Below are 20,820 nucleotides of genomic sequence, written 5' to 3'. Positions count from 1 at the left end.
CAGACGTAGCCAGCCCAAGTCGGGCACGCCAGGTCGCGGTCCCTTTCCTTTGCTTCCTGGCTATTGCGATGCCCATCAATGCCTTCCAGGGTCGGCCGCGGCTGCGCCGCCTCCGCTTCGCGCCCCTGATTTCCTCCCTGCTGCTGTCCGGCGTCGTCGCCGCGGCCGAGCCGGAACCCGCCGCCGACGCTCCCGACGCGGCCGACTCGGTGCAGCTCGATGCCGTCCGCGTCAACGCCTACCGCACCACCACCCATACCTCCGGCGCCACGAAGACCGACACGCCGATCGCCGAGACGGCCAAGTCGGTGTCGGTGATCGCGCGCGAGGAGATGGACGCGCGCGGCGTCACCAACCTCAACGAGGCGATGCGCTACGTCGCCGGCGTGGTGCTCGAAAGCACCGGCAATGACAACCGCTACGACGATTTCCGCATCCGCGGCTTCAGTGCCGGCAGCGAAAGTCCCAACGTCACGCTCGACGGCCTGCGCGCGCCGCCGATCGGCGGCTGGAACAAGACCAAGTTCGACAGCTGGAACCTGGATCGCGTCGAGGTGCTGAAGGGGCCGTCCGCCGTGATGTACGGTCAGGTGGCGCCGGGCGGCATGGTCAACCAGGTCAGCAAGACTCCGACACCGGACCAGCAGCAGGTGCTCCAGCTCGGCCTCGACGGCTACGGCACCTACAGCGCCGCGTTCGACCTCGGCGCCGGCGCCGGCGACGACCGCCATCTGTTCCGCCTGGTCGGCCGTTACGCCGATGGCGACACCCAGATCGACACCGTCGAGCAGAAGCACTGGTTCCTGGCGCCCAGCTACACCTGGCAGATCGCCGAGAAGACGCGCCTGACCCTGCTCGGCCAGTACCTGAAGGACGACGGCGGCTCGACCTACCAGTTCCTGCCGATGGACGGCACCCTGATCCCGACTCCGTACGGCTACATGAAGAACACCACCTTCATCGGCGAGCCGGCCTGGGATACCTGGGACCGCACGATCTGGAGTGCCGGCTGGCTGCTCGAGCACGCGTTCAACGACACCTGGACGCTGAGCCAGAGCGCGCGCCACATGCACGTGGATTCGCTCTATCGCGGCATCGTCACGAACGGCCCGCTCGACCCGGACGGTCGCACGCAGAAGCGCCGCCAGGTCGCAGGCACCGGCGACGCCGACGGCGACACGATCGATACCCGCCTGATCGGCAAGTTCGACACCGGTATGCTCGCGCACACGCTGCTGTTCGGCGTGGACTGGGGCAGGGGTGAGCAGGACAACGCGCGCCTGACCTACGCCAATCCCGCCAGCATCGACATCTTCAACCCGGTCCACACCGGTCCCACCGGCACGTTGAACTCGATCGGCAACAGCGGCACCGAGAGCACCCAGACCGGCGCCTACCTGCAGGATCAGATCGTGCTCGACAAGTGGCGCTTCACCGCCGGTGGCCGCTACGACTGGTTCCAGGACGACAGCTGGAGCCAGGCCTGCCAGGGCAACGGCCAGTGCCAGCCGCGGTCGAAGACGACGCGGATCAAGGACGAGGCTTTCAGCGGCAACGCCGGCGTGCTGTACGCGTTCGACAGCGGCTTCGCGCCGTACCTGAGCTATTCCGAGTCGTTCCAGCCGTCCGGCTACGACAGCACCAACAGCTACGACGGCAAGCCGTTCGACCCGGTGCGCGGCAAGCAGTGGGAGATCGGCGTGAAATACCAGCCGGCCAACTTCGACGGCCTCGTCACGCTGGCCGCCTACGACCTGCGCCAGAAGGGCGTGGCCGTGCCCGACACGGATCACGGCACCGTCTGCGGCCCGGCCGGCACCACCCAGTGCCGCATCGGCCACGGCGAGACCCGCGTGCGCGGCATCGAGCTGGAGGCGCGCATCACGCCGGTCGAGGGCTTCAGCGTGATCGGCGCAGCCTCGAAGATGGATTCGGAGTACGTGCGCAGCGCCAACGTCTACGAAGGCAAGGACGTGGAGATGGTGCCGGACTGGATCGCCTCGCTGTGGGGCGACTACACCTTCCAGTCGGGCGCGCTGAACGGTTTGGGCATCGCCACCGGCGTGCGCTACAACGGTTCGAGCTACATCGTCGGCAACAGTCGCAGCATCGCCGGCGGCGCGGACAGGTACCCGGACAAGATCCCGGCGTACACGTTGTGGGATGCGGCGCTGCGCTACGACCTGTCGCGCTTCACCCGGGCCAACGCGATGCTGTCGCTCAATGTCAGCAACATCGCCGACAAGCGCTTCGTCAGCACCTGCACCGGCACGTCCTCGTGCTGGTACGGCAGCGGCCGCACGGCGATCGCCACGCTGAGGCTCGGCTGGTGATGCATCGCGTCGTCGCGCTGCTCGGCCTGTTGCTGGCGTTCCCGCTCGCAGCGCAGCCGGACCTGACGCGCCGGATCGGCAGCACCGTCGCCGATACCGGCGTGACGGGATGGCGTTTCGAGCAGTTTCGCGTGGGCTCGCGCGACGGCCTGCGCCGCTACCGTGTGCGTCTGGCGCTGCCGGACGCGCCGGCACCGGCGGCGGGCTTCCCGGCCGTCTACCTGCTCGACGGCAACGCCGCCCTGATGGAGATCGACGCCGCATTGCTGGCTACGCTCAGCAAGGCGATGCCGCCGCCGGTGCTGGTCTTCGTCGGCTACGACAACGACCTGCGCATCGACGCCGAAGCGCGCGCCTACGACTACACGCCGCAGCGGCCCGGCGGCGAAGAGGCGCAACGCGACGTGCCCGGCGGCCGTCGCAACGGCGGTGCCGACGCCTTCCTCGATCTGCTCGAGACCGTGATCGTGCCGAAAGCCGAATCAATCGTGCGACTCGATCCGCGGCGGCGCACGTTGTGGGGGCATTCCTATGGCGGCGTGTTCGCGCTGCACGCGCTGTTCGCGCGGCCGCGGACATTCGCCGGTTACGCCGCCGCCGATCCCTCGCTGTGGTGGGGCGACGGCCAGCTGCTGAAGGAAGAGGACGCCGTCGCGTCCTGGCCGAGCCCGCCGCCGCGCCTGTGGCTGTGGGTCGGCGAAGGCGGCGAACGGGCGCCGGCGTCTGCGCCACCGTCGTCGACGCGGGATCCGGCTGCGGTCGAGGCGATGCGCCGCGCGCGCGGCAGCGTGCCGCCGGACGCGGCACGGCGCATGGCCGAGCGGTTGCGGCGGAGCGGGCTGGACGTGCGCCTGGAGACGCTGTCCGGTCAGTCGCACGGACAGACGCTGGGATCGTCGCTGCATCGCCTGCTGCGTGCGCTGGTGGAACCGCCGGCGCCGCAAGCGTCGGCGCAGGAGCAGCGTTGACGGCCTGGCTCGCCTCCCTGGCGGTCGTCAGCGGCGTTGCCGGCGCACTGCTGTTCTATCTCGCCTCGCCGCAGCAGCAGCTGCGCGCGGCCGGGCCGTGGCCGGCGCGTCGTCGCTGGTGGCCGGGCACGGTTTGCACGCTCGTGTCGCTGGCGGCGACGACGCGCGTGCTCGCGCCGATGGAAGCGGTGTTCGCGTGGAGCGTGCTGCTGATGTTCGTCGGGTCGATCGCGCCATTCCTCGGCGCGTGGCGCGCGCGGGCGCGCGCCGGTGACGCCGCAGGGAACGGCGCTCCATGAGCGCGGTGCGTCCGCGGCTGCACAGTCGCCACTGGTTCGGCAAGACCTGCGCCGGCGCGGTGCTCGGCTACGCCCTGGCGGTCGCGCTCAGCGGCGTGATCGCGCTGCTCACGCCCGGCGGCTTCGCCGGCGAAGGCAAGGTGCAGTTCACCATGTGGATGATCGCGCCGATCTGGGCGACCGTGCTCGGCTTCGTGTTCCTGTTCCGCGACAGCTTGCGTGCATGGCTGTGGCTGGGCCTGGCGACCGCGGCGGCATTCGGTCTGCTGTGGGCGATGAAGTCGTGGCTGGAGTGAGGCGGCGATGAAGATCGGCAGCGACGTCATCAAGGTCTACAAGGACGTGCACATCTGGATCGGCATCGTCTGCGGGCTGATGCTGTTCGTTGCGTTCTACGCGGGCGCGGTCACGATGTTCGAAAAGCCGCTCGAACGCTGGGCGACGCCGCCCTCCGCACTGGCCGAAGCACCGCCGCTGGAAGACGCCGAGAAACTGCTCGAGGCAACCGTGGCGGCGTATCCGCAAGCGGCCAGGCACTACTCGATTCTGGTCACGACGACACCGGATCAGCCGGCGCGGGTGATCTGGGCCGAGCGCGGCAAGCGCCCGCGCGAACTGATCGAGTACGGCGCGAGCGTCACTTCCGACGGCAGCCTGCAGGTGGAGAAGCTGCGCAAGGCGCCGGTAGCGCAACTGGTCGACCGCATGCACCAGTTCGTCGGCCTGCCGCTGCCCGACGACGTCGCGCGCGTCATCATGGGCGCCGTTGCACTGGCCTACGCGGTGGCCCTGCTTTCCGGGCTGATCGTGCTGCTGCCGACCCTGGTCAGGGACGTGTTCGCGCTGCGCGTCGGCAAGAACATCAAGCGCATGTGGCTGGATGCGCACAATGCGCTCGGCATCGTCAGCCTGCCGTTCCATCTGGTCATCGCGCTGACCAGCGTGGTGTTTGCTTTCCACACACCGTTCTACGCCACCCAGGCCAAGGCGTTGTACGGCGGCCAGATCGACTGGGGCGAGCACGAGCCGCCGCCGACCGGCGACAAGCCGCTGCCGGCGACCGAACTGCTCGCGCGCGCCAGGGCGCAACTGCCGGGCTTCGAAGTGTTCCGCTTCGCTTTCCAGCAGAACAGGGACGGCCAGCTCGAAGCGAGCCTGGTCGGCCTCGACGTGCGCCGCGGCGCGCGTGGGCGCACCTGGATGCAGACGCATCTGGATCCGTACACCGGCGTGGTCGACACGCACGACCTGCCCGGGCACATGGACGGCTGGGGCGAGACGGTGAACGCCTTCTTCGCATTGCATTTCGGCAGCTACGGCGGCAATCCGGTGCGCTGGTTGTACGTGCTGATGGGGCTGGCCGGCGCGTTGCTGTTCTATACCGGCAACCTGCTGTGGGTGGAATCGCGACGGCGCAAGGCGCGCGGGCGCGACGCGGTCGAGCAGACGCGCAGCGCGCGTGCGCTCGCCGACCTGACCGTCGGCGTGGCGCTCGGCTGCGTCGCCGGCATCTCCGCCACGATCGCGGCGGCGAAGTGGCTGCCCGCGCGCGTCGACGACCTCGCGGCCTGGCACGAGGGCATCTACTACGCGGTGTTCTTCGCTTCGGTAGCATGGTCGTTCCTGCGCGGCGCGCCGCGTGCGGCCTGCGAACTGCTGTGGGCCTGCGCGGCGTTGACGCTGCTGATTCCCGCCAGCAGCCTGGCCGGCGCCTGGGGCCTGGGCGGCGCGTGGAACCATGCCGGGGCGGGCATCGCCGTCGACATCACCGCGCTCGCCGCCGTGCCGGTCCTCGCGCTGATCGCGCGGCGCACACGCCGGCGCATGCGGCACGGTCACGCCGACAGCGTGTGGGCGCAGCCGGCCGCGACGGCGGCGGGTGCCTGATCCGCACGGCGACGTCCGCACGCCGCGCTGCCGAACGGCGGGAGCGGGTCGCCGCTGGACGAAATCGGCCGCATCCCCGGTCGGTCTGCGCTGCGAACGCGATAAGCTCGCCGGCTGCAGGCCGCTTTTCCAGGTTCCCGCCATGTCGATCGTCCTCACCGATTTCGCCCGCGCGCGTCTGTTCCCACGCGACGGTCGCCTCACCGCGATCCGGGACTGCACGCCGGAGGAATTCGCCCGGCGCCTCAACGACGAGGTGCCACTGAAGGTGCTCGACGGCTACGCGCCGTTCTGCAAGCTGCATGTGCACGCGAACTGGACTTCGACGCGTGGTTCGGTTCTCGCCATCACCGACGCCAACCGCCATTGCCTGCGCTCGGCCTACGAGGCGCGCGCGAGGGACGAGTTGCCGGTGCTCGTGCGCTGGTTCGAAGGTATCGAGCCGCCGGTCGCGCGCTATCTCGTGCCGATCCTGTACGACCGTGGACAAATGGCGAAGGAAGGCACGCCGATCGATGCCGACTGGGGCATCGTCGGCTGCCTCTACACGATGGAGCCGGAGGAGATCCCGATGGCGCCGATCACGATGATGCGCAACGCGCTCGGCGTGGACGAGGGCGGCTCCGGCGTGCCGATCGATCGCGCGGCGTACCGGCGCAGCGTCGCGTTCTGGGAGCGGAACGCGAACTGGCGCTAGCGCCGCGGCGCCGGCACGGATCGATGATCCGTGCGGCGATCCGATTACGTATATCGAGGCAACCTCCACCGGCCGTGCCGGTGGCTTTCCTGGCTGCCCGGTGATGCCGATGCTTCGTACCTCGCTTTCCGCCCTCGTTCTCAGTCTCTCCCTCGCCGCGGTATCGACCGCGCACGCCGCACCGGACGGCTTTCTCGACCCGCTTTTCGGGCAGGGCGGCCTGCAGAAGGTCGCCTTTGGCGAAGGTGCCGACATGTCGGCGGCCAGAGGAATCGCCGTGCTTCCGGACGGACGCATCCTGTTGACCGGCTTCGTACAAAGGGAAAACAACACGACCGAGATCGGCCTGGCGCGCCTGCGCGCCGACGGCCAGGTCGACGAGAGCTTCGGCCGCCCCCGGTATCTGCCGGCAGGATTGGAGTCCGTGTACGTCAGCGCCGCGGCCTTGCAGCCGGACGGAAAGCTGGTGGTCGTGGGAGAGGCCGATCTCATCGGCCCTGGGAAACGGGCCCTGGTCTGCCGTTTCCTTGCCAATGGCAGCGTGGATACCGGTTTCGCGACGATCGACAATGCTCTGGCCCCCGGTTGCCGGGTGGTCGAAGACGCGAACGACAGCACGGCGGCCGCCGTCGTGATTCAGCGCAGCGGGCGTATCGCCCTGGCGGGCAGCATCTACTACAACAACGTTCTTCACGGACTGGTCGTACGATTGGATGCGAGCGGCAACTATGACGGCGATTTCGCCGAAAGCGGCGTCGGCATCCTGCTTCCGGCGTCGACGCACGATACGGAACTGGTCGACATCGCAGAGACGCCGGCGGGCGATCTGGTCGCCGTGGGGAGTGCGCTGGTCAACAGCGATGCCAGTTGGCAGGTCTTCCGCCTGCGTGGCGCGGACGGCGCGCCGGATACGGATTTCGACGGCGACGGCCTGCGGCCGATCGACATCGACCAGGTTGCCGGCGGCAATGACTACGCTTATGTGACCTCGGTGCTGCCCGATGGCCGCATCGTGATCGGCGGCTTGGCCAGAGGCAGCCAGGGCTACTGCCCGGCCGTCGCGCGGCTGAAACCCGACGGAGCGTTCGACAACTCGCTGGACGGCGACGGTCTCTACGTCGACCCCTTCTGCGCTCTCGCCTTCGACGGTATCTCCGACATGGTCGTGCAGTCCGACGGCCGCATGGTGCTCGCCGGGGATGGCGACGGCGATTTCTTCGCCATGCGTTTCGCGCCGGAAGGCGGCCGCGATGTCGACTTCGGTCAGGGCGGGCTCATCTACTTCAACTTTGCGTCGCTGACCGGAATGGACGGCATGGACATGTCGTACCGCGTCGCCAATCATGGGGGCCGACTGCTGCTGGCGGGATATACCCTCTCCATTGCCGACGACATTCCTCACGCCGACTTCGCCGCGGCGCGCCTGGACAACGACCTGATCTTCGCCGACGGCGTGGAATAGGCGCGGCGCGCAGACGTCGCCGGCCACAAACACAACGGGCGCCCGAAGGCGCCCGTTGCTCGTATCGCGTAGAACGATGCGGCCGATCAGTAGCGGTAGTGATCCGGCTTGTACGGGCCTTCCACCGCCACGCCGAGGTAGGCGGCCTGCTCGGCGGTCAGCGTGGTCAGCTTCACGCCGATCTTCTCCAGATGCAGGCGCGCGACTTCCTCGTCGAGCTTCTTCGGCAGGATGTACACCTTCGGCTCGTAGGCGTCCTTGTTCGCCCACAGATCGATCTGCGCCAGCGTCTGGTTCGAGAACGAATTGGACATGACGAAGCTCGGATGGCCGGTGGCGCAGCCGAGGTTGACCAGGCGGCCTTCGGCGAGCAGGAAGATCGCGCGGCCGTCCTTGAAGGTGTACTTGTCGACCTGCGGCTTGATGTTGAGCCGCGTCGCGCCGGACGCGTTCAGCGCGTCGACCTGGATCTCGTTGTCGAAGTGGCCGATGTTGCAGACGATCGCCTGGTCCTTCATGGCCTGCATGTGCGCGAGGGTGAGCACGTCCTTGTTGCCGGTGGTGGTGACATAGATGTCGCCGCGGCCGAGCGTGGACTCGACCGTGTTGACCTCGAAGCCTTCCATCGCCGCCTGCAGCGCGTTGATCGGGTCGATCTCGGTGACGACCACGCGCGCGCCGTACGCGCGCAGGGAGTGCGCCGAGCCCTTGCCGACGTCGCCGTAGCCGCACACGACCGCGACCTTGCCGGCCAGCATCACGTCCATCGCGCGCTTGAGGCCGTCGGCCAGCGATTCGCGGCAGCCGTAGAGGTTGTCGAACTTGCTCTTGGTGACCGAGTCGTTGACGTTGATCGCCGGCACCAGCAGCTTGCCCGCCTCGGCGAGCTGGTAGAGGCGGTGCACGCCGGTGGTGGTCTCCTCGGAGACGCCCTTCCACTCCTTGACCACGCCGGTCCAGAAGCCCGGACGCTCCTTGGCGACGCGCTTGAGCAGGTTCTTGATGACCTGCTCCTCGTGGCTGCCCGAGGCGCTGTTGACCCAGCTCTCGTCGCCCTTCTCCAGCTCGTAGCCCTTGTGGATCAGCAAGGTCACGTCGCCGCCGTCGTCGACGACCAGCTGCGGACCCTTGCCGGCCGGGAACGACAGCGCGTCCAGCGTGCAGTCCCAGTATTCCTCCAGCGTCTCGCCCTTCCACGCGAACACCGGCGTGCCGGAGGCGGCGATCGCGGCGGCGGCGTGGTCCTGGGTCGAGAAGATGTTGCACGAGGCCCAGCGCACGTCGGCGCCGAGGTCCTTCAGCGTCTCGATCAGCACGGCGGTCTGGATCGTCATGTGCAGCGAACCGGTCACGCGCACGCCCTTCAGGGGCTGCGCGGCGGCGTACTTCTTGCGGATCGACATCAGGCCCGGCATTTCGGCTTCGGCGATGTCGATTTCCTTGCGGCCCCAGTCGGCCAGGGCGAGATCGCGCACCTTGTAATCGTGCGCAGGGGGATTCTTGACGACGGCGTTCATCGGGTGGTCTCCGGATCGAGTGGCGGCGTGCGTGTCGCAGGCCCACCGGGCGCCCTTGCAATGGGATGCATGTCCGCCGAGCGTCGCGGGGAACCCGCTGCAGCGCCCCTCGGCGGAAGGCTGGCCGGGATTATATCGCTTGTTCCGGATAAAGAGATTTACCGGTCGCGCACGGTGCGTCCGCCTGCACGCGGCGCGAAGGGACGCCGGCCGACCGGCCGCCGCCGGATTGGGGCTTTCCGGGCGGCGGCCGGTGGCCGGCGGTTACTCGATGTCGATGCCGTCGTAGAAGATCACGTCGGGATCGACGACCTGGCCGATGCGCGCGAGGCCGTTGCGCGAACTCGTGCCGACCCGCACGAACTCGCCGCCGAGATACAGCCGCTTGCGCACGCCGTCCTCGTGCAGCGCGCCGACGCGGGCGTCGGGACTGGGCAGCCAGCCGGTGTCGCGCGCACCCGTGCCGCCGGACGCGACGCGCATGAGATTGGCGTAGGCCTGCGGCTGGGCGCCGCCGAAGCTGCCGCCGGCGTAGAGCCATTCGCCGAGCAGGACCAGCGCGCGGACCTGCGCGCTGGGCTGCGGCTTCCAGTCCGGATCGGCGTTGCCCAGCTGCGCATCCAGACGCAGCAGATGCTGCTGCGCGCCGGCGAAGAAATCGCCGCCGGCGTACAGCGTGTCGCGGTCGCGGCTCAGCGCCAGCGCGTAGACGTAGCGCTCGCCGCCGTTGATCGGGGAATGGAAGCCCGCCGCCGGCGTGGCCGGCGCCGTCAGCGACAGGCGTGCGACGCTGGCGTGGGCTTGCCCCGCGATCTGGCGGAAGTAGCCGCCGACGACGAGGTCGGTGCCGGTGTGCAGCAGGCTGCGCACGTTGCCGCGGCCGCCGGCGCTCGGCGTCGGCGTGACGAAGGCCTGCGTCTGCGCGCGCCAGGCAGGGTCGATCGCGCCGCTCGCGCGGTCGATGCGGGCCAGGCCCCACAGGTCCTGCGCGGTGAAGTCGCCGCCGACGTAGACCGCGTCGGGGCCGACGGCGATCGCGTGCACGGTGTCGGTCGGGCCGTCGAGCGCCGGGCTCCAGTCCGGCACCAGCTCGCCGTCCGCGCTCAGCTTGGCGAGGTTGGCGCGGGCTTCGCCGTTGACGCTCTGGAAGCGCCCGCCGACGTAGATGAAGCCGTCGGCGACGGCGATCGCGTTGACCTGGACGAGCCCGGCGGACGCGAGCTCGACGTGGAAATCCGCATCGAGCGTGCCGTCCGCGTCGAGACGCAGCAGGCTGGTGTGCGCAGTGCCGTCGGCGCTGCGCACGAAGTCGCCGCCGACGAGGATCCTGCGCGTGCCCTGCATGGCCAGCGCGCGCACCTGGCCGGAGACCAGCTGCGCGCCGCCGTCGTCGCGCAGCAGGCCGAGATCGGGATCGGCATCGGCGCTCTGCGCGTGCAGGCACGGCGCGATGAGGGCGGCGAGCAGGAAGGCACTTGCACGAACGAGCGGGGCCGGCATGAACACTCCGTGGCAGGGTGGGATGCTCCTTCCAGTACGCGGCGCCGGAACCGAACCTATCAGCCGGTTGCGCGGGCGCGCAAAGCGCGCAGGATCGGCAAACCGCGTGCAGGCGGGCGGCGATTCGGGGAATCGGCGCGGAACTGCGTAGAAGGCTGCCGAACCCATCCGGAGCCTCGTCATGCCGTCCGCCTTCCTCTCCCGCCCGATCGTCCTTTCCCTGGCCTTGTCCGCCGCGCTGGGCCTGCCCGGCGCCGCGCAGGCCGACTTCCTGTACGGCCGTCTGGTACCCGCCGCCGGCGTCGAGCCCAATGGCGACTCCAACGATGTGGACGTATCCGCCGACGGCAGGACGGTGGTGTTCTCCAGCAGCGCGACCAACTGGTCGTCGCTGGGGGCCGACTACCACGGCGACCGGGCCGTCGCCGTCGATCTCGACACCGGCGTGATCGACATCGTTTCCGCCAGCCCCACGGGCACCGTTTTCCGCGGCGAAGCACCGGTGGTATCGGGCGATGGCCGCTACGTCGCGTTCCTGACCTACGGCAGTTCGTATGGCCCGAGCTGGCAGGTGCTGCGCAAGGATCGCCAGACCGGCGCACTGGAGGTGGCCAGCGCGACCGCCGCCGGCGAGCCGGCCAGCAACGGCACCAACGACAACGCCGTGTCGATCTCGGCGGATGGCCGCTACGTCGCGTTCGATACCGGGGCGCCGAACCTGGTCCCGTCCGGAAGCGGCACGCAGGTCTTCGTCAAGGACATGCTGACCGGTGCGGTGGAAATGGCCTCGGTCCGGTCCGACGGCAGCCCCGCCGGCAGCGGCGACGGCACCTCGGCGAAGACGGACGACTCGGTCCGGAGCCCGACCGGCAGCGGCGCCTGCGGGCTCGTGTCCGATGCGCTGTCGGGCAGCGGCCGCTACCTCGTCATGTCCTGCAGCCCCGCGATGGTGCCGGGGGCGAGCGGCGGGCAGATCTATCTGCGCGACCTGCAGTCGAACACGATCGAGCTGATCAGCCGCAGCGCGTCGGCTCCCAACGGATCGAGCGCATTCGCGTACCGTCCGGCGATCTCGCCCAACGGCCGCTTCGTCACCTTCCAGAGCCGCGGCTACGGCGGACTGGGCTATGCCAACGGCGCCGACAGCGCCGGCAACAGCGGCGTCTACCTGCGCGACCGCCAGGCCGGCACGATCCTTCCGATTCCACGCGCGAGTGCGATCCCGGCCGACGACTACGACAGCTGCGGCCTTACCGCCGTTTCCGACATCGGCAGCGTGCTGCTCAGCTGCCTGTACAACTGGAGCGGGGCGGGCCGGTTTCCGCAGGTCCTCCTGTTCGTTCCCGGCGCCGGCGCGCCCGAAGTCCTCAGCGTGAACGCCGCCGGCCAGCCCGGCAACGATGCCTCTGGCGACACGCTCGGGGTGAATGCGTCCGGCCTGTCGATGGCGTGGGAGTCGACTGCGAGCGACATCGTCGCGGACGATCACAATGACGCGAGAGACGTCTTCCTCCTGGTCGAGGAATCGGTCCTCACGGAGACGATCTTCGCCGACGGTTTCGATCCCGCGCCGGCATTGCGGCGGCAGCCCGGTCACTTCCAGCCCGCCTCGATCGTGCCGGGGTCGCGTCCCGGCGGCGCGGCGCGCGACTGATTCGCGGCGCGCCGCGGACCTCGCGTCCGCGCATCGGCGAAACGAAAACGGGCCGCTTGCGCGGCCCGTTCTTCGTTGCATGCAAGGTGCCGCTTACTGGCAGGCTTCGACCTTGAAGTTGTCGATCGCCAGGCCGTTCGGCGCCGCCGCCGCCGTGTTCGAGTCGCTGACCATGCGGAAGCGCAGGGTCAGGCTCGATCCGGCGAAGCTGTCCAGATCCACCACCGAGCGTGTCGGCGCGGAAGCGCCGGCCGGACCGACGAAGCACCACGCCTTGCGGCCGGACAGCGGCGCGCCCGGCGAGGAGATGCCGTTGTACGGATCGGTGAACAGGTAGCTGCCGTCGAGATAGGCGAAGGTAGCACCGTCGGTGCTGGCTTCCAGCGACGAGCTGTCCCAGCAGCCGGCGGGCGGATCCTGCTCGGACTTGTGGTAGGCGTCGTAGGACACGAACACCGACGCCGCGCCGCTCGGGATCGTGATGGCGGGCGTGGTCAGCGTGCGATCGCTGCTGACCGTGTTGTCCGGCACCTTCCACACCGTGCCGGTCATGCCGGTGCCGGCCGGGGCCGCGCCCTGCGTCCAGGCCGTTCCGCCGGTGCCGCCGGCGACCCAGCCGTTGACGCCGTTCTGAAAGTCGTCCTCGAACACCGTCGTCGCGGTCGTGCCGGCCGGGCACTGGCCGGGCACGCCGGTGGTGAAGGCGTACGTCATCGAGACCGGGCCGTTGCCGCAGTAGTTGTGCGGAGTGACGCGCCAGTAGTACGCGGTCGACGATTCCAGCGGCGGATCGACCGCCCACGAGGTGGTCGGCACGGTCGCGCTGGCGACGATGTCGGTGAAGGCGGAATCGGTGGCGACCTCGACGGTGTAGCTCAGCGCGTCGGGCGTGGTGACGATCGGCGGCAACGCGACACCGTCGAAGCCGTCGCCGAAGATGCGGTCACCGCTGGCGCCGCCCCAGCTCAGCAGCGGGCGGACCTTGACGCCCTCGGCGGTGTCGGCCGGCGTGACCAGCTGCACCGCATCCGGCGCGTCGGCCGACACGCCCAGCTCGAGCGCGATGTCGCGCGACAGGCTGCCGCTGGTCGCCGCGACGCTGAAGGCGTACTCGCCGGAGGGCAGGGCGGTGCCGCCGCCGACGGTCAGTTCGGTGGTGCCCGGCGCCGTCACCGGATTGGGTGTGAACTGCGCGGTGGCGCCGACCGGCAGGCCGCTCGCGGCGAGGTCCACCGGTCCGGCGAAGCCGTTCAGCACGCCGATGCGCAGCGAATACGCCGGATCCTGCGTCGCCGTCGCGGCGCACATCTCGATGCGCCGCGGCGATTCGGCGACCAGCGCGTAGTTCGGATCACCGCAGCCGTCGAACTTGAACGAGCACACGCGCGTGCGCCAGCTGCCGCTGGCCGTGGTCGCGTAGTACTCGCTGGTGAAGTAGAACGTGCACTGGTCGACCGGGTCGACGCTCATCGAGGCGTAGTCGCCCCAGCGCCCACTGCTGCTGGTCTGCGAGCCGTTGGCGACGCCTTCGGTGCAGTTGGCCTCGTCGCGCAGGACGCCGGGCGGATCGTCGATCGCGCGGCCGGTGACTTCCAGTTGCGGCCGCGACGACGCGCTCGACTTGGAGTAGCCCAGGCCGATGTTGCCGCTGCCGTCGATGGCGATGCCGCCCATCCAGCGCGTCTCCGCGTCGGGGGCGTAGGTGCCCTGGTCGACGATGGTCTTGTCCAGCGCGGTCGGCGTCGGCGGGTTCGCGTCGCCGTCGTCGAGGTTGAAGTGCACCCAGTTGATGCCGCCCTGTTCGGCGTCGCCGGTGACGACGTGGTTGACCACCAGCGAGATGCGCGTCGGCGCACCGGCGGCGAAGGCGCGTGCGTTGGCGCGGTACATGATGTGCGTGCCGAACGAGTCGAGCGCGGCGGTGGTGCCCTGCTGCGGCACGTCGGCGTAGAACGGCACGAACGGTGCGCCCTGCACGCGCGTGGGCGTGTTGGAGACGGTCGTGTTGGCCGGCGTGGCCCAGTCCAGGCACATGTCCCAGAACAGGTATTCGCTGGTGTCCGGATCGAAATGCACGAACGACGGACACGCGTTCGCCGGCGCCGCCAGCGCGCCGACCAGGTTGATCGGTTCCACGCCGTAGGCGTCGAAGCCGGCGAAGCGGACCACGTCGGCGCTCGCCGCGCCGGCGAGCATCTGCTCGCGGTTCATCGCGATCAGCGCGGCGCCCTGGAACTGGCTCGCGCCGTTGAACTCGTGCGTGGTCAGCAGGTAGGCGTTCTGGCCCGTGCTCTCGTCGGTCCAGATGCCCATCTTCGGGTAGTCGCCGAACAGCGGCCAGTTGAACTCGTAGCGGTCGTAGGTGCCGAACGGATCGGAGCCGGTCGACACCGCCACGCACTGCGCGAACGGCGAGCTGGTGACGAACTGGCTCATGACCCAGCGCTGCGCCTGCGGGTCCCACAGCGCGATCGGGTCGCCGGAATTGGTCGTCTCGCACTTGCCGCCGAAACCGACCCAGAACGAATTGCCCTGCACCGGCGTCGGCGTCTCCGTCGCGGCGGTGCCGGTGACCTTGTCGAAGGCCTGCCAGGCGCCGTTGACCCACTGGATGTAGTGCTGGTCGCTGACGTCGCCGTTGGTGTCGGGCGGCAGGCAGCCGCAGCCCGAGCCGGTCATGCTGATCGCCTCGAAGCTGTTGTCGACGGTCGGCCCCGGCGTGCCGGTCGGCGCGTTCTGCACGATCCGGCGTCCCGGCGCGGCGGCGGTCTTGTCCGCCGCTCCGCTGAGCTTGAGCAGGATGTTCGGAATCTCGTACGGCTCCGATTCGGTGCCCTTGGGTTCGCTCAGCGGCGGGTTGTTGCGCAGGATGTCGCGCAGCGGCGCGGAGACGTCGTGCCGGGCGGCGTGCATCACCTCGGGCCCGGCATCGGGATTGCGCGGATTGGCCGGACGGGTGCCCCCGGCGTGCGCCGGCGCCCCCGCCGTCAGCAGGAAGGCCGCGGCGAGCGCGGCCGGAACGAAACGGAACGTGTGCATGATCGGACCCCTAGGCGAAAGACTCAGGCGACTCAGCGGCGCCAGCGCCCATGGGTGGCCGATTGCCACCGGGATCGGGGATCAGCCGGCTCCGTCCTTGCGCGTCTTCGTGCGGGCGTCGAGCCGGTCCAGCCGGCGCAGATGCCCTTCGAGGAAAGTGCGCGTGGCCGCCGGCAGCGCCGGGTCGGCCAGGGCCTGTTGAATCGTCGATCGCTCCAGAGCCGCGGACTGCCGCCTCAACATCAGGCTCGCCCGCTCCGCCAGCGCCGGATTGGGGCTCCACACCCAGCGCTTGAGCGCATCGGGCGGAACCTTGGCCGCGTGTTGGTCGAGCAGTTCGAGCGCCGTCAGAACCAGATCGGACGGGTCCGAGGGCGATGTAGCGTATCCGTCTACAGGCGTATTTGTCACTACGTCCAGGGAAATAGACTGCCACCAGTCGCCGAGATCGCGCGGGCGCAGCGCGGCCGAGCGCAGCAGCGAGGCGCGCACTGCCGGCGAAGTGTCCGCGCTGCGCGCGGCGCGCTCGACCGTCTCGCGGCCGTGTTCGCGCAGGCGCTCGCCCAGCTCGGCATCGAGCGCGATCTGCCCGGCGGCGAGGTTCTGCAGCGCGCGATCGCGGCCGGCCAGTGCCTTCATCAGCAGATCGAACAGGCGGCGCGATTCGCGTCCGCGCTCGGTGCGGGCGGCGGAGAGGATTGCGCGCACCTCGGGCGTGTCGCGGAACAGGGCCGGATCGAGGCCGATGCTGACGATCAGCTGCGCGCCGTCCGGATTGGCGATCCGGCGCAGCGGGTCGCGCGGATCCTTCTGGCCGGTGGCGTAGCCGAAGACGTAGCGCTCGCCGGTCCTGACGGTACCCAGCACCGCCAGCGGCACGCGCACGTCGATCTTCTCCGGCGGCCGCGGCTTGCCGTCGAGCACGTCCTTGCGCTCGAACACCACCCGTCCGGAAGGATTGGTCTCGACCACCGAACCGGCGACCAGGCGGTTGTCGCCGTCGTACAGCAGCTCCAGCGGCGGCGGCACCGGTTTGGCCATCGAGGTCGTGCCGCCGAGGCCGAAAGCGAGGAGCAGCAGCGGGGCCAGTCGACGCAGCGCGCAGTGGAGACGAGGCGGGTGAAACGTCATCGAGTCGATCCTCGTTCGGTAGGTGGGCGGAGTCTAGCGGCCACTGTCGAAGGATGCGCGATGCGTCGATGGAAGGAGCGGTGCGCGGCGAAGCAGCGCAACGGTGGATCGCTGCCGGGAGCGGAAAGCGAACAGGCCGCTCGAAGCGGCCTGTCCGTACTGCTTCGCCCGGCCGTCGCTGTCGCGACGGCCGGCGGTGTCCTACTTCAGGCCCGCCGCCTTGCGCAGTTCAGCGGCCTTGTCGGTCTTCTCCCACGAGAACGCGGTGAAGCTGTCGCCGTTGGCGTGCTTGACCTGCACCGGCGCACGGCCGAAGTGGCCGTAGCTGGCGGTCGCCTGGTACATCGGGTGCACCAGGTCGAGCATCTTGATGATGCCGTACGGGCGCAGGTCGAAGTGGTTGCGGATCAGCTTCTCGATCTTGCTGTCGTCGATCTTGCCGGTGCCGAAGGTGGTCACCGAGATCGAGGTCGGGTGCGCCACGCCGATCGCGTAGGACACCTGCACCTCGCAGCGGTCGGCGATGCCGGCGGCGACGATGTTCTTGGCGACGTAGCGCGCCGCGTAGGCGGCCGAGCGGTCGACCTTGGACGGATCCTTGCCCGAGAACGCGCCGCCGCCGTGGCGGGCCCAGCCGCCGTAGGTGTCGACGATGATCTTGCGGCCGGTCAGGCCGCAGTCGCCGACCGGGCCGCCGATGACGAACTTGCCGGTCGGATTGATGTGGTACTTGGTGCCCTTGTGCAGCCACTTCGACGGCAGCACGGGCTTCAGGATGTACTCGCGCACGGCCTCGACCAGATCCTTCTGCTTGACCGAAGGATCATGCTGGGTCGACAGCACCACGGCGTCGATCGCGGTCGCCTTGCCGTCCTCGTAGCGCAGCGTGACCTGGCTCTTGGCGTCCGGGCGCAGCCACGGCAGCGGCGAGTTCTTCTTCTTGCGCACCTTGGCCTGCTGCTCGACGAGGCGATGCGACAGGTGGATCGCGGCCGGCATGAAGCTGTCGGTCTCGTTGGTGGCGTAGCCGAACATCAGGCCCTGGTCACCGGCGCCCTGTTCTTCCGGGTTCTTGCGGTCCACGCCCTGGTTGATGTCCGGCGACTGCTTGCCGATCAGGTTCAGCACGCCGCAGGTGGCGCCGTCGAAGCCGACTTCGGAGCTGTTGTAGCCGATGTCGAGGATGACCTTGCGCGTCAGCGCCTCGAGGTCGATCCAGGCGCTGGTGGTGATCTCGCCGGCGACGATCGCGACACCGGTCTTGACCATCGTTTCGCAGGCGACGCGGGCGCGCTTGTCCTGCGCGAGGATCGCGTCCAGCACGGCGTCGGAAATCTGGTCGGCGACCTTGTCCGGATGGCCTTCGGACACCGATTCGGAGGTGAAGAGGTAGTTGCTCATCGCGGCAAATATCCTTCAATACGGATGGATGGATGAAAGGTCGCGCATCATACACGACTCCCATTGCGAATAGTGTTGCCGAATCTTGCGATATGCTCGGGGGCGCGCCGAGGTTTCCACCTGCTATCGAGCGCCTGCCGGCCATTCGGAGCATGGCCGGACAGTTCAGCAAGACATCAGTCCTGTCCATCAACAACGTTTGGGGAAGCATCATGTCAAGTTGGATCCGCGCGGGCTTGCTGCCCTGCGCCATCGTTTCCGCATTGGGTTTCGCATCTCAGGCCTCCGCCCTCGGCGAGGCACCGCTGGCCAGCGCCGCGCTGACGCGCGGCGTGCAGGCGCCGGAAGCCGGCGTCGACCGTCCCGACGGCCGCTATTCCGCCGCCGGCGTGCCGATTTCGCTGTACCGCGCCGACTACGTCGCGCGCGTGGGCACGCCCGAAGCCATGGCGCGCGAGTTCCTCGCCAGCCGCCACGCCCAGCTGGGCCTGGCCAGCGCCGAATCCGCCACCCTGACGCGCACGACGTTGCGTGAGGGACGGCATTTCTCCGTGGTGCGCTTCACGCAGATGCAGGACGGCCTGCCGGTGTACGGCAGCGACATCGCCGTCAGCGTCAAGCCGAACGGCCAGATCGTCCACGTGGCCAATTCCAGCGTGCGCGGCCTCGACCCGGCGAAGACCTCGCGGACGGTCAGCAAGAGCGCCACCGACGCAGTCGGCATCGCCCGCCAGTACCTGGGCCTGGGCGAGCTGCGCCTGCAGAAGACCCGGCAGATGGTCTTCGTCGCCGCCGACGGCGCCAACCACGTGGTCTGGCGCGTCAATGCGATCGGCAAGGACCAGTTCACCGGCGACTGGGAAGTGCTCGTCGACGCGAACTCCGGCGAGATCCTGCTCGCGCGTGACGTCGCGGTGTACGCCGACGGCACCGGCAAGGTGCACAGTCCCGATCCGCTGTCGCACGCGCGCGCGACCTACGGCCAGACCGGCTACGTCGACGGCAACAACGCCGACACGCAGCAGCTGACCGACGCGCTGGTCGACGTCACCCTGGAAGGCATCACGCAGAACGGCTCCAACTACCAGCTGTCCGGCCCATACATGGTGTGCGCCAACATCGAATCGCCCGCCGACGCAGCGTGCCCGTCGCAGCCGAGCACCGATTTCTCGGTGACGCGCAGCGCGATGACCTTCGATGCGGTGATGACCTATTACCACATCAGCACCTACCTCAAGTACGTCAACGAGACGCTCGGCGTCGACGCGGCGCCGCTCAACCACGCGGGCGGCGTGAAGGTCGATCCGCACGGACAGAGCGGCGCGGACAATTCGCGCTACTCGCCGTCCGGCGAGGACCTCTCGTTCGGCCAGGGCGGCGTCGACGACGCGCAGGACGCCGACGTGATCATCCACGAGCTCGGCCACGGCATCCACGACTGGATCACCGGCGGCAACCTGTCGCAGACGCAAGGCCTGTCGGAAGGTTTCGGCGACTACGTCGCCGGTGCGTACAGCCGGGATTTCCAGAACCAGTGGACCCCGGCCGACACCGCCTACAACTGGGTCTTCAGCTGGGACGGCCACAATCCGTTCTGGAGCGGGCGCGTACTCAACTGGCAGTTGAACCACACCTATCCGGGCAATCTGGGTTCCCCGGCGCCGCACACGCCCGGCCAGTACTGGTCCTCCTGCAACCTCGAGGCGCGCAAGAACGTCCAGGCGCTGGATGCGGCCAACGGCGGCAAGATCTTCGACAAGGCCTATTTCGAGGGCGTGTCGATGACCGGCTCCAACACCAACCAGAAGGATGCGGCGCAGGCCGTCATCGACGCCGCCGCGACGCTGGGCTATCCGCAGGCGCAGATCGACGCGATCGGCGTGGCGTACAACTCCGGCAACCAGAGCGGCAACACCGGCTGCACCTACGCGGTCACGGTGCCGAGCGCCGGTGACAATCCGGTGGTCAGCGTCGATCCGACCGAGCTGTCGGGCAGCGCCGAAGTCGGCGCCAGCACCAGCGTCTCGCTTACGGTCGGCAACACCGGCAGCGCCGACCTGACCTGGAACGTCGACACTTCCGACGACGCGGCCTGCACCACGCCGTCGACCACCGCGTGGCTGACCGCCGCGCCGACCAGCGGCACCGTGGCCACGGGTGCTGCCGAGGCGGAGATCGCGATCACGCTCGACGCGGCGACCCTGACCGCCGGCGAGCACACCACGAACGTGTGCGTGCACAGCAACGACCCCGCCACTGCGGTGGTCGCGGTGCCGGTCACCTTCACGGTGGAAGGTCCGGACGACACGATCTTCCAGGACGGTTTCGACGGTTCGGACACCGGCGCCTGCGAGCCGACCCAGCTGTTCGCCGACACGAGCTTCGAGGAGACCGGCGGTGAAACGACCCCGACTCCGCCGTGGACGGTCGACGAGAGCATCGCCGGTTCGCCGCTGTGCGACGCCACCTGCGACACCGGCGCCACGATCGTCGCGCGCACGGGTGACTGGTTCGTCTGGTTCGGCGGCTACACGGAGGAGAACTCCGCCATGATCAGCCAGGACGTGGTGTTCCCGAGCGGCCAGCCGCGCTTCCTGAACTGGTGGATGATCAACCAGATCGCCGGCGATCCGCAGGCGTCCCTGACGATCAGCATCGACGGCGCCGACGTGTCCACCGTGACCCCGGCCAGCGGCGAGGCGGCGTACAGCGTGAACTCGTTCGAGATCCCGGCCTCGTACCTCGACGGCCAGTCGCACGCGGTGCGTCTGGACTGGTCCTCGCCGGCCGCCAACGCCGAGAACGCCAGCGCGATCATCGATGACATGACGCTCGACTGCGAGGCGACGCCGGCTTCGGCCGCGCCGTCCTCCCGACCGGGACCGCTCCTGCTCAAGCGCGCGCGCTGAGCGGACGGATGGAAAGCGGAAGG

At 69.2% G+C, this 20,820-nt stretch carries 14 protein-coding genes and 1 riboswitch; of the genes, 9 read left to right on the top strand and 5 right to left on the bottom strand.

What is annotated here, in order from left to right:
• Positions 1–68: 68 nt before the first annotated feature.
• From ACFO6Q_RS10815 to ACFO6Q_RS10785, 7 genes are all read left to right on the top strand, one after another.
• Positions 69–2,333, top strand: a complete 2,265-nt coding sequence (locus ACFO6Q_RS10815) for a TonB-dependent siderophore receptor (protein WP_380020866.1) — start codon at positions 69–71, stop codon at positions 2,331–2,333.
• On the top strand, positions 2,333–3,301 hold the full coding sequence (locus tag ACFO6Q_RS10810) for an alpha/beta hydrolase (protein WP_380021405.1): 969 nt from the start codon (positions 2,333–2,335) through the stop codon (positions 3,299–3,301). The genes ACFO6Q_RS10815 and ACFO6Q_RS10810 overlap by 1 nt, the downstream gene beginning before the upstream one ends.
• Positions 3,298–3,600, top strand: coding sequence for a hypothetical protein (locus ACFO6Q_RS10805; RefSeq protein ID WP_380020864.1), 303 nt, complete (start codon positions 3,298–3,300; stop codon positions 3,598–3,600). Before ACFO6Q_RS10810 ends, ACFO6Q_RS10805 begins: the two co-directional genes overlap by 4 nt.
• Positions 3,597–3,896: a hypothetical protein gene (locus ACFO6Q_RS10800; RefSeq protein ID WP_380020863.1), complete on the top strand. Its 300-nt coding sequence runs from the start codon at positions 3,597–3,599 to the stop codon at positions 3,894–3,896. The genes ACFO6Q_RS10805 and ACFO6Q_RS10800 overlap by 4 nt, the downstream gene beginning before the upstream one ends.
• A gap of 7 nt (positions 3,897–3,903) precedes the next feature.
• Positions 3,904–5,487, top strand: coding sequence for a PepSY-associated TM helix domain-containing protein (locus ACFO6Q_RS10795; RefSeq protein ID WP_380020861.1), 1,584 nt, complete (start codon positions 3,904–3,906; stop codon positions 5,485–5,487).
• A gap of 142 nt (positions 5,488–5,629) precedes the next feature.
• Entirely contained in the window at positions 5,630–6,184 is a 555-nt protein-coding gene (locus ACFO6Q_RS10790; protein ID WP_380020860.1) for a DUF3228 family protein, read from the top strand.
• A gap of 109 nt (positions 6,185–6,293) precedes the next feature.
• Positions 6,294–7,646: a hypothetical protein gene (locus ACFO6Q_RS10785; RefSeq protein WP_380020858.1), complete on the top strand. Its 1,353-nt coding sequence runs from the start codon at positions 6,294–6,296 to the stop codon at positions 7,644–7,646.
• Positions 7,647–7,732: 86 nt separating this feature from the next.
• Here ACFO6Q_RS10785 and ahcY read toward each other — a convergent pair whose 3' ends face one another.
• Both ahcY and ACFO6Q_RS10775 read right to left on the bottom strand, forming a co-directional pair.
• Positions 7,733–9,163: an adenosylhomocysteinase gene (ahcY, locus tag ACFO6Q_RS10780; protein ID WP_380020856.1), complete on the bottom strand. Its 1,431-nt coding sequence runs from the start codon at positions 9,161–9,163 to the stop codon at positions 7,733–7,735.
• Positions 9,164–9,203: 40 nt separating this feature from the next.
• A riboswitch (S-adenosyl-L-homocysteine riboswitch) is annotated at positions 9,204–9,280 on the bottom strand.
• A gap of 147 nt (positions 9,281–9,427) precedes the next feature.
• Positions 9,428–10,663, bottom strand: coding sequence for a hypothetical protein (locus ACFO6Q_RS10775; RefSeq protein WP_380020854.1), 1,236 nt, complete (start codon positions 10,661–10,663; stop codon positions 9,428–9,430).
• A 181-nt stretch (positions 10,664–10,844) separates the two neighbouring features.
• On the opposite strand from ACFO6Q_RS10775, the gene ACFO6Q_RS10770 reads away from it, so the two are divergent.
• Entirely contained in the window at positions 10,845–12,317 is a 1,473-nt protein-coding gene (locus tag ACFO6Q_RS10770) for a TolB family protein (RefSeq protein ID WP_380020852.1), read from the top strand.
• 93 nt (positions 12,318–12,410) lie between these two features.
• On the opposite strand, the gene ACFO6Q_RS10765 is transcribed toward ACFO6Q_RS10770, so the two are convergent.
• The 3 genes from ACFO6Q_RS10765 to metK form a co-directional block, all read right to left on the bottom strand.
• Positions 12,411–15,356 carry a fibronectin type III domain-containing protein gene (locus ACFO6Q_RS10765; RefSeq protein ID WP_380020848.1) on the bottom strand — a complete coding sequence of 982 codons (2,946 nt, stop codon included), beginning with the start codon at positions 15,354–15,356 and terminating at the stop codon, positions 12,411–12,413.
• 81 nt (positions 15,357–15,437) lie between these two features.
• Positions 15,438–16,487 (bottom strand): hypothetical protein, encoded by a 1,050-nt coding sequence (locus ACFO6Q_RS10760; RefSeq protein ID WP_380020845.1) that lies wholly within the window; start codon positions 16,485–16,487, stop codon positions 15,438–15,440.
• A gap of 201 nt (positions 16,488–16,688) precedes the next feature.
• Positions 16,689–17,888 carry a methionine adenosyltransferase gene (metK, locus tag ACFO6Q_RS10755; RefSeq protein ID WP_291190845.1) on the bottom strand — a complete coding sequence of 400 codons (1,200 nt, stop codon included), beginning with the start codon at positions 17,886–17,888 and terminating at the stop codon, positions 16,689–16,691.
• Between the two features lie 212 nt (positions 17,889–18,100).
• On the opposite strand from metK, the gene ACFO6Q_RS10750 reads away from it, so the two are divergent.
• Complete coding sequence (locus ACFO6Q_RS10750; RefSeq protein WP_380020842.1) at positions 18,101–20,797, top strand: BACON domain-containing protein; 2,697 nt, start codon at positions 18,101–18,103, stop codon at positions 20,795–20,797.
• The last annotated feature ends 23 nt before the right edge of the window (positions 20,798–20,820 follow it).

The sequence above is a fragment of the Dokdonella ginsengisoli genome (genome assembly GCF_042652785.1).
Lineage (GTDB): Bacteria > Pseudomonadota > Gammaproteobacteria > Xanthomonadales > Rhodanobacteraceae > Dokdonella_A > Dokdonella_A ginsengisoli.
Note: the sequence above shows the minus strand (reverse complement) of the source record. Positions and strands in the feature narration are given on the sequence as shown.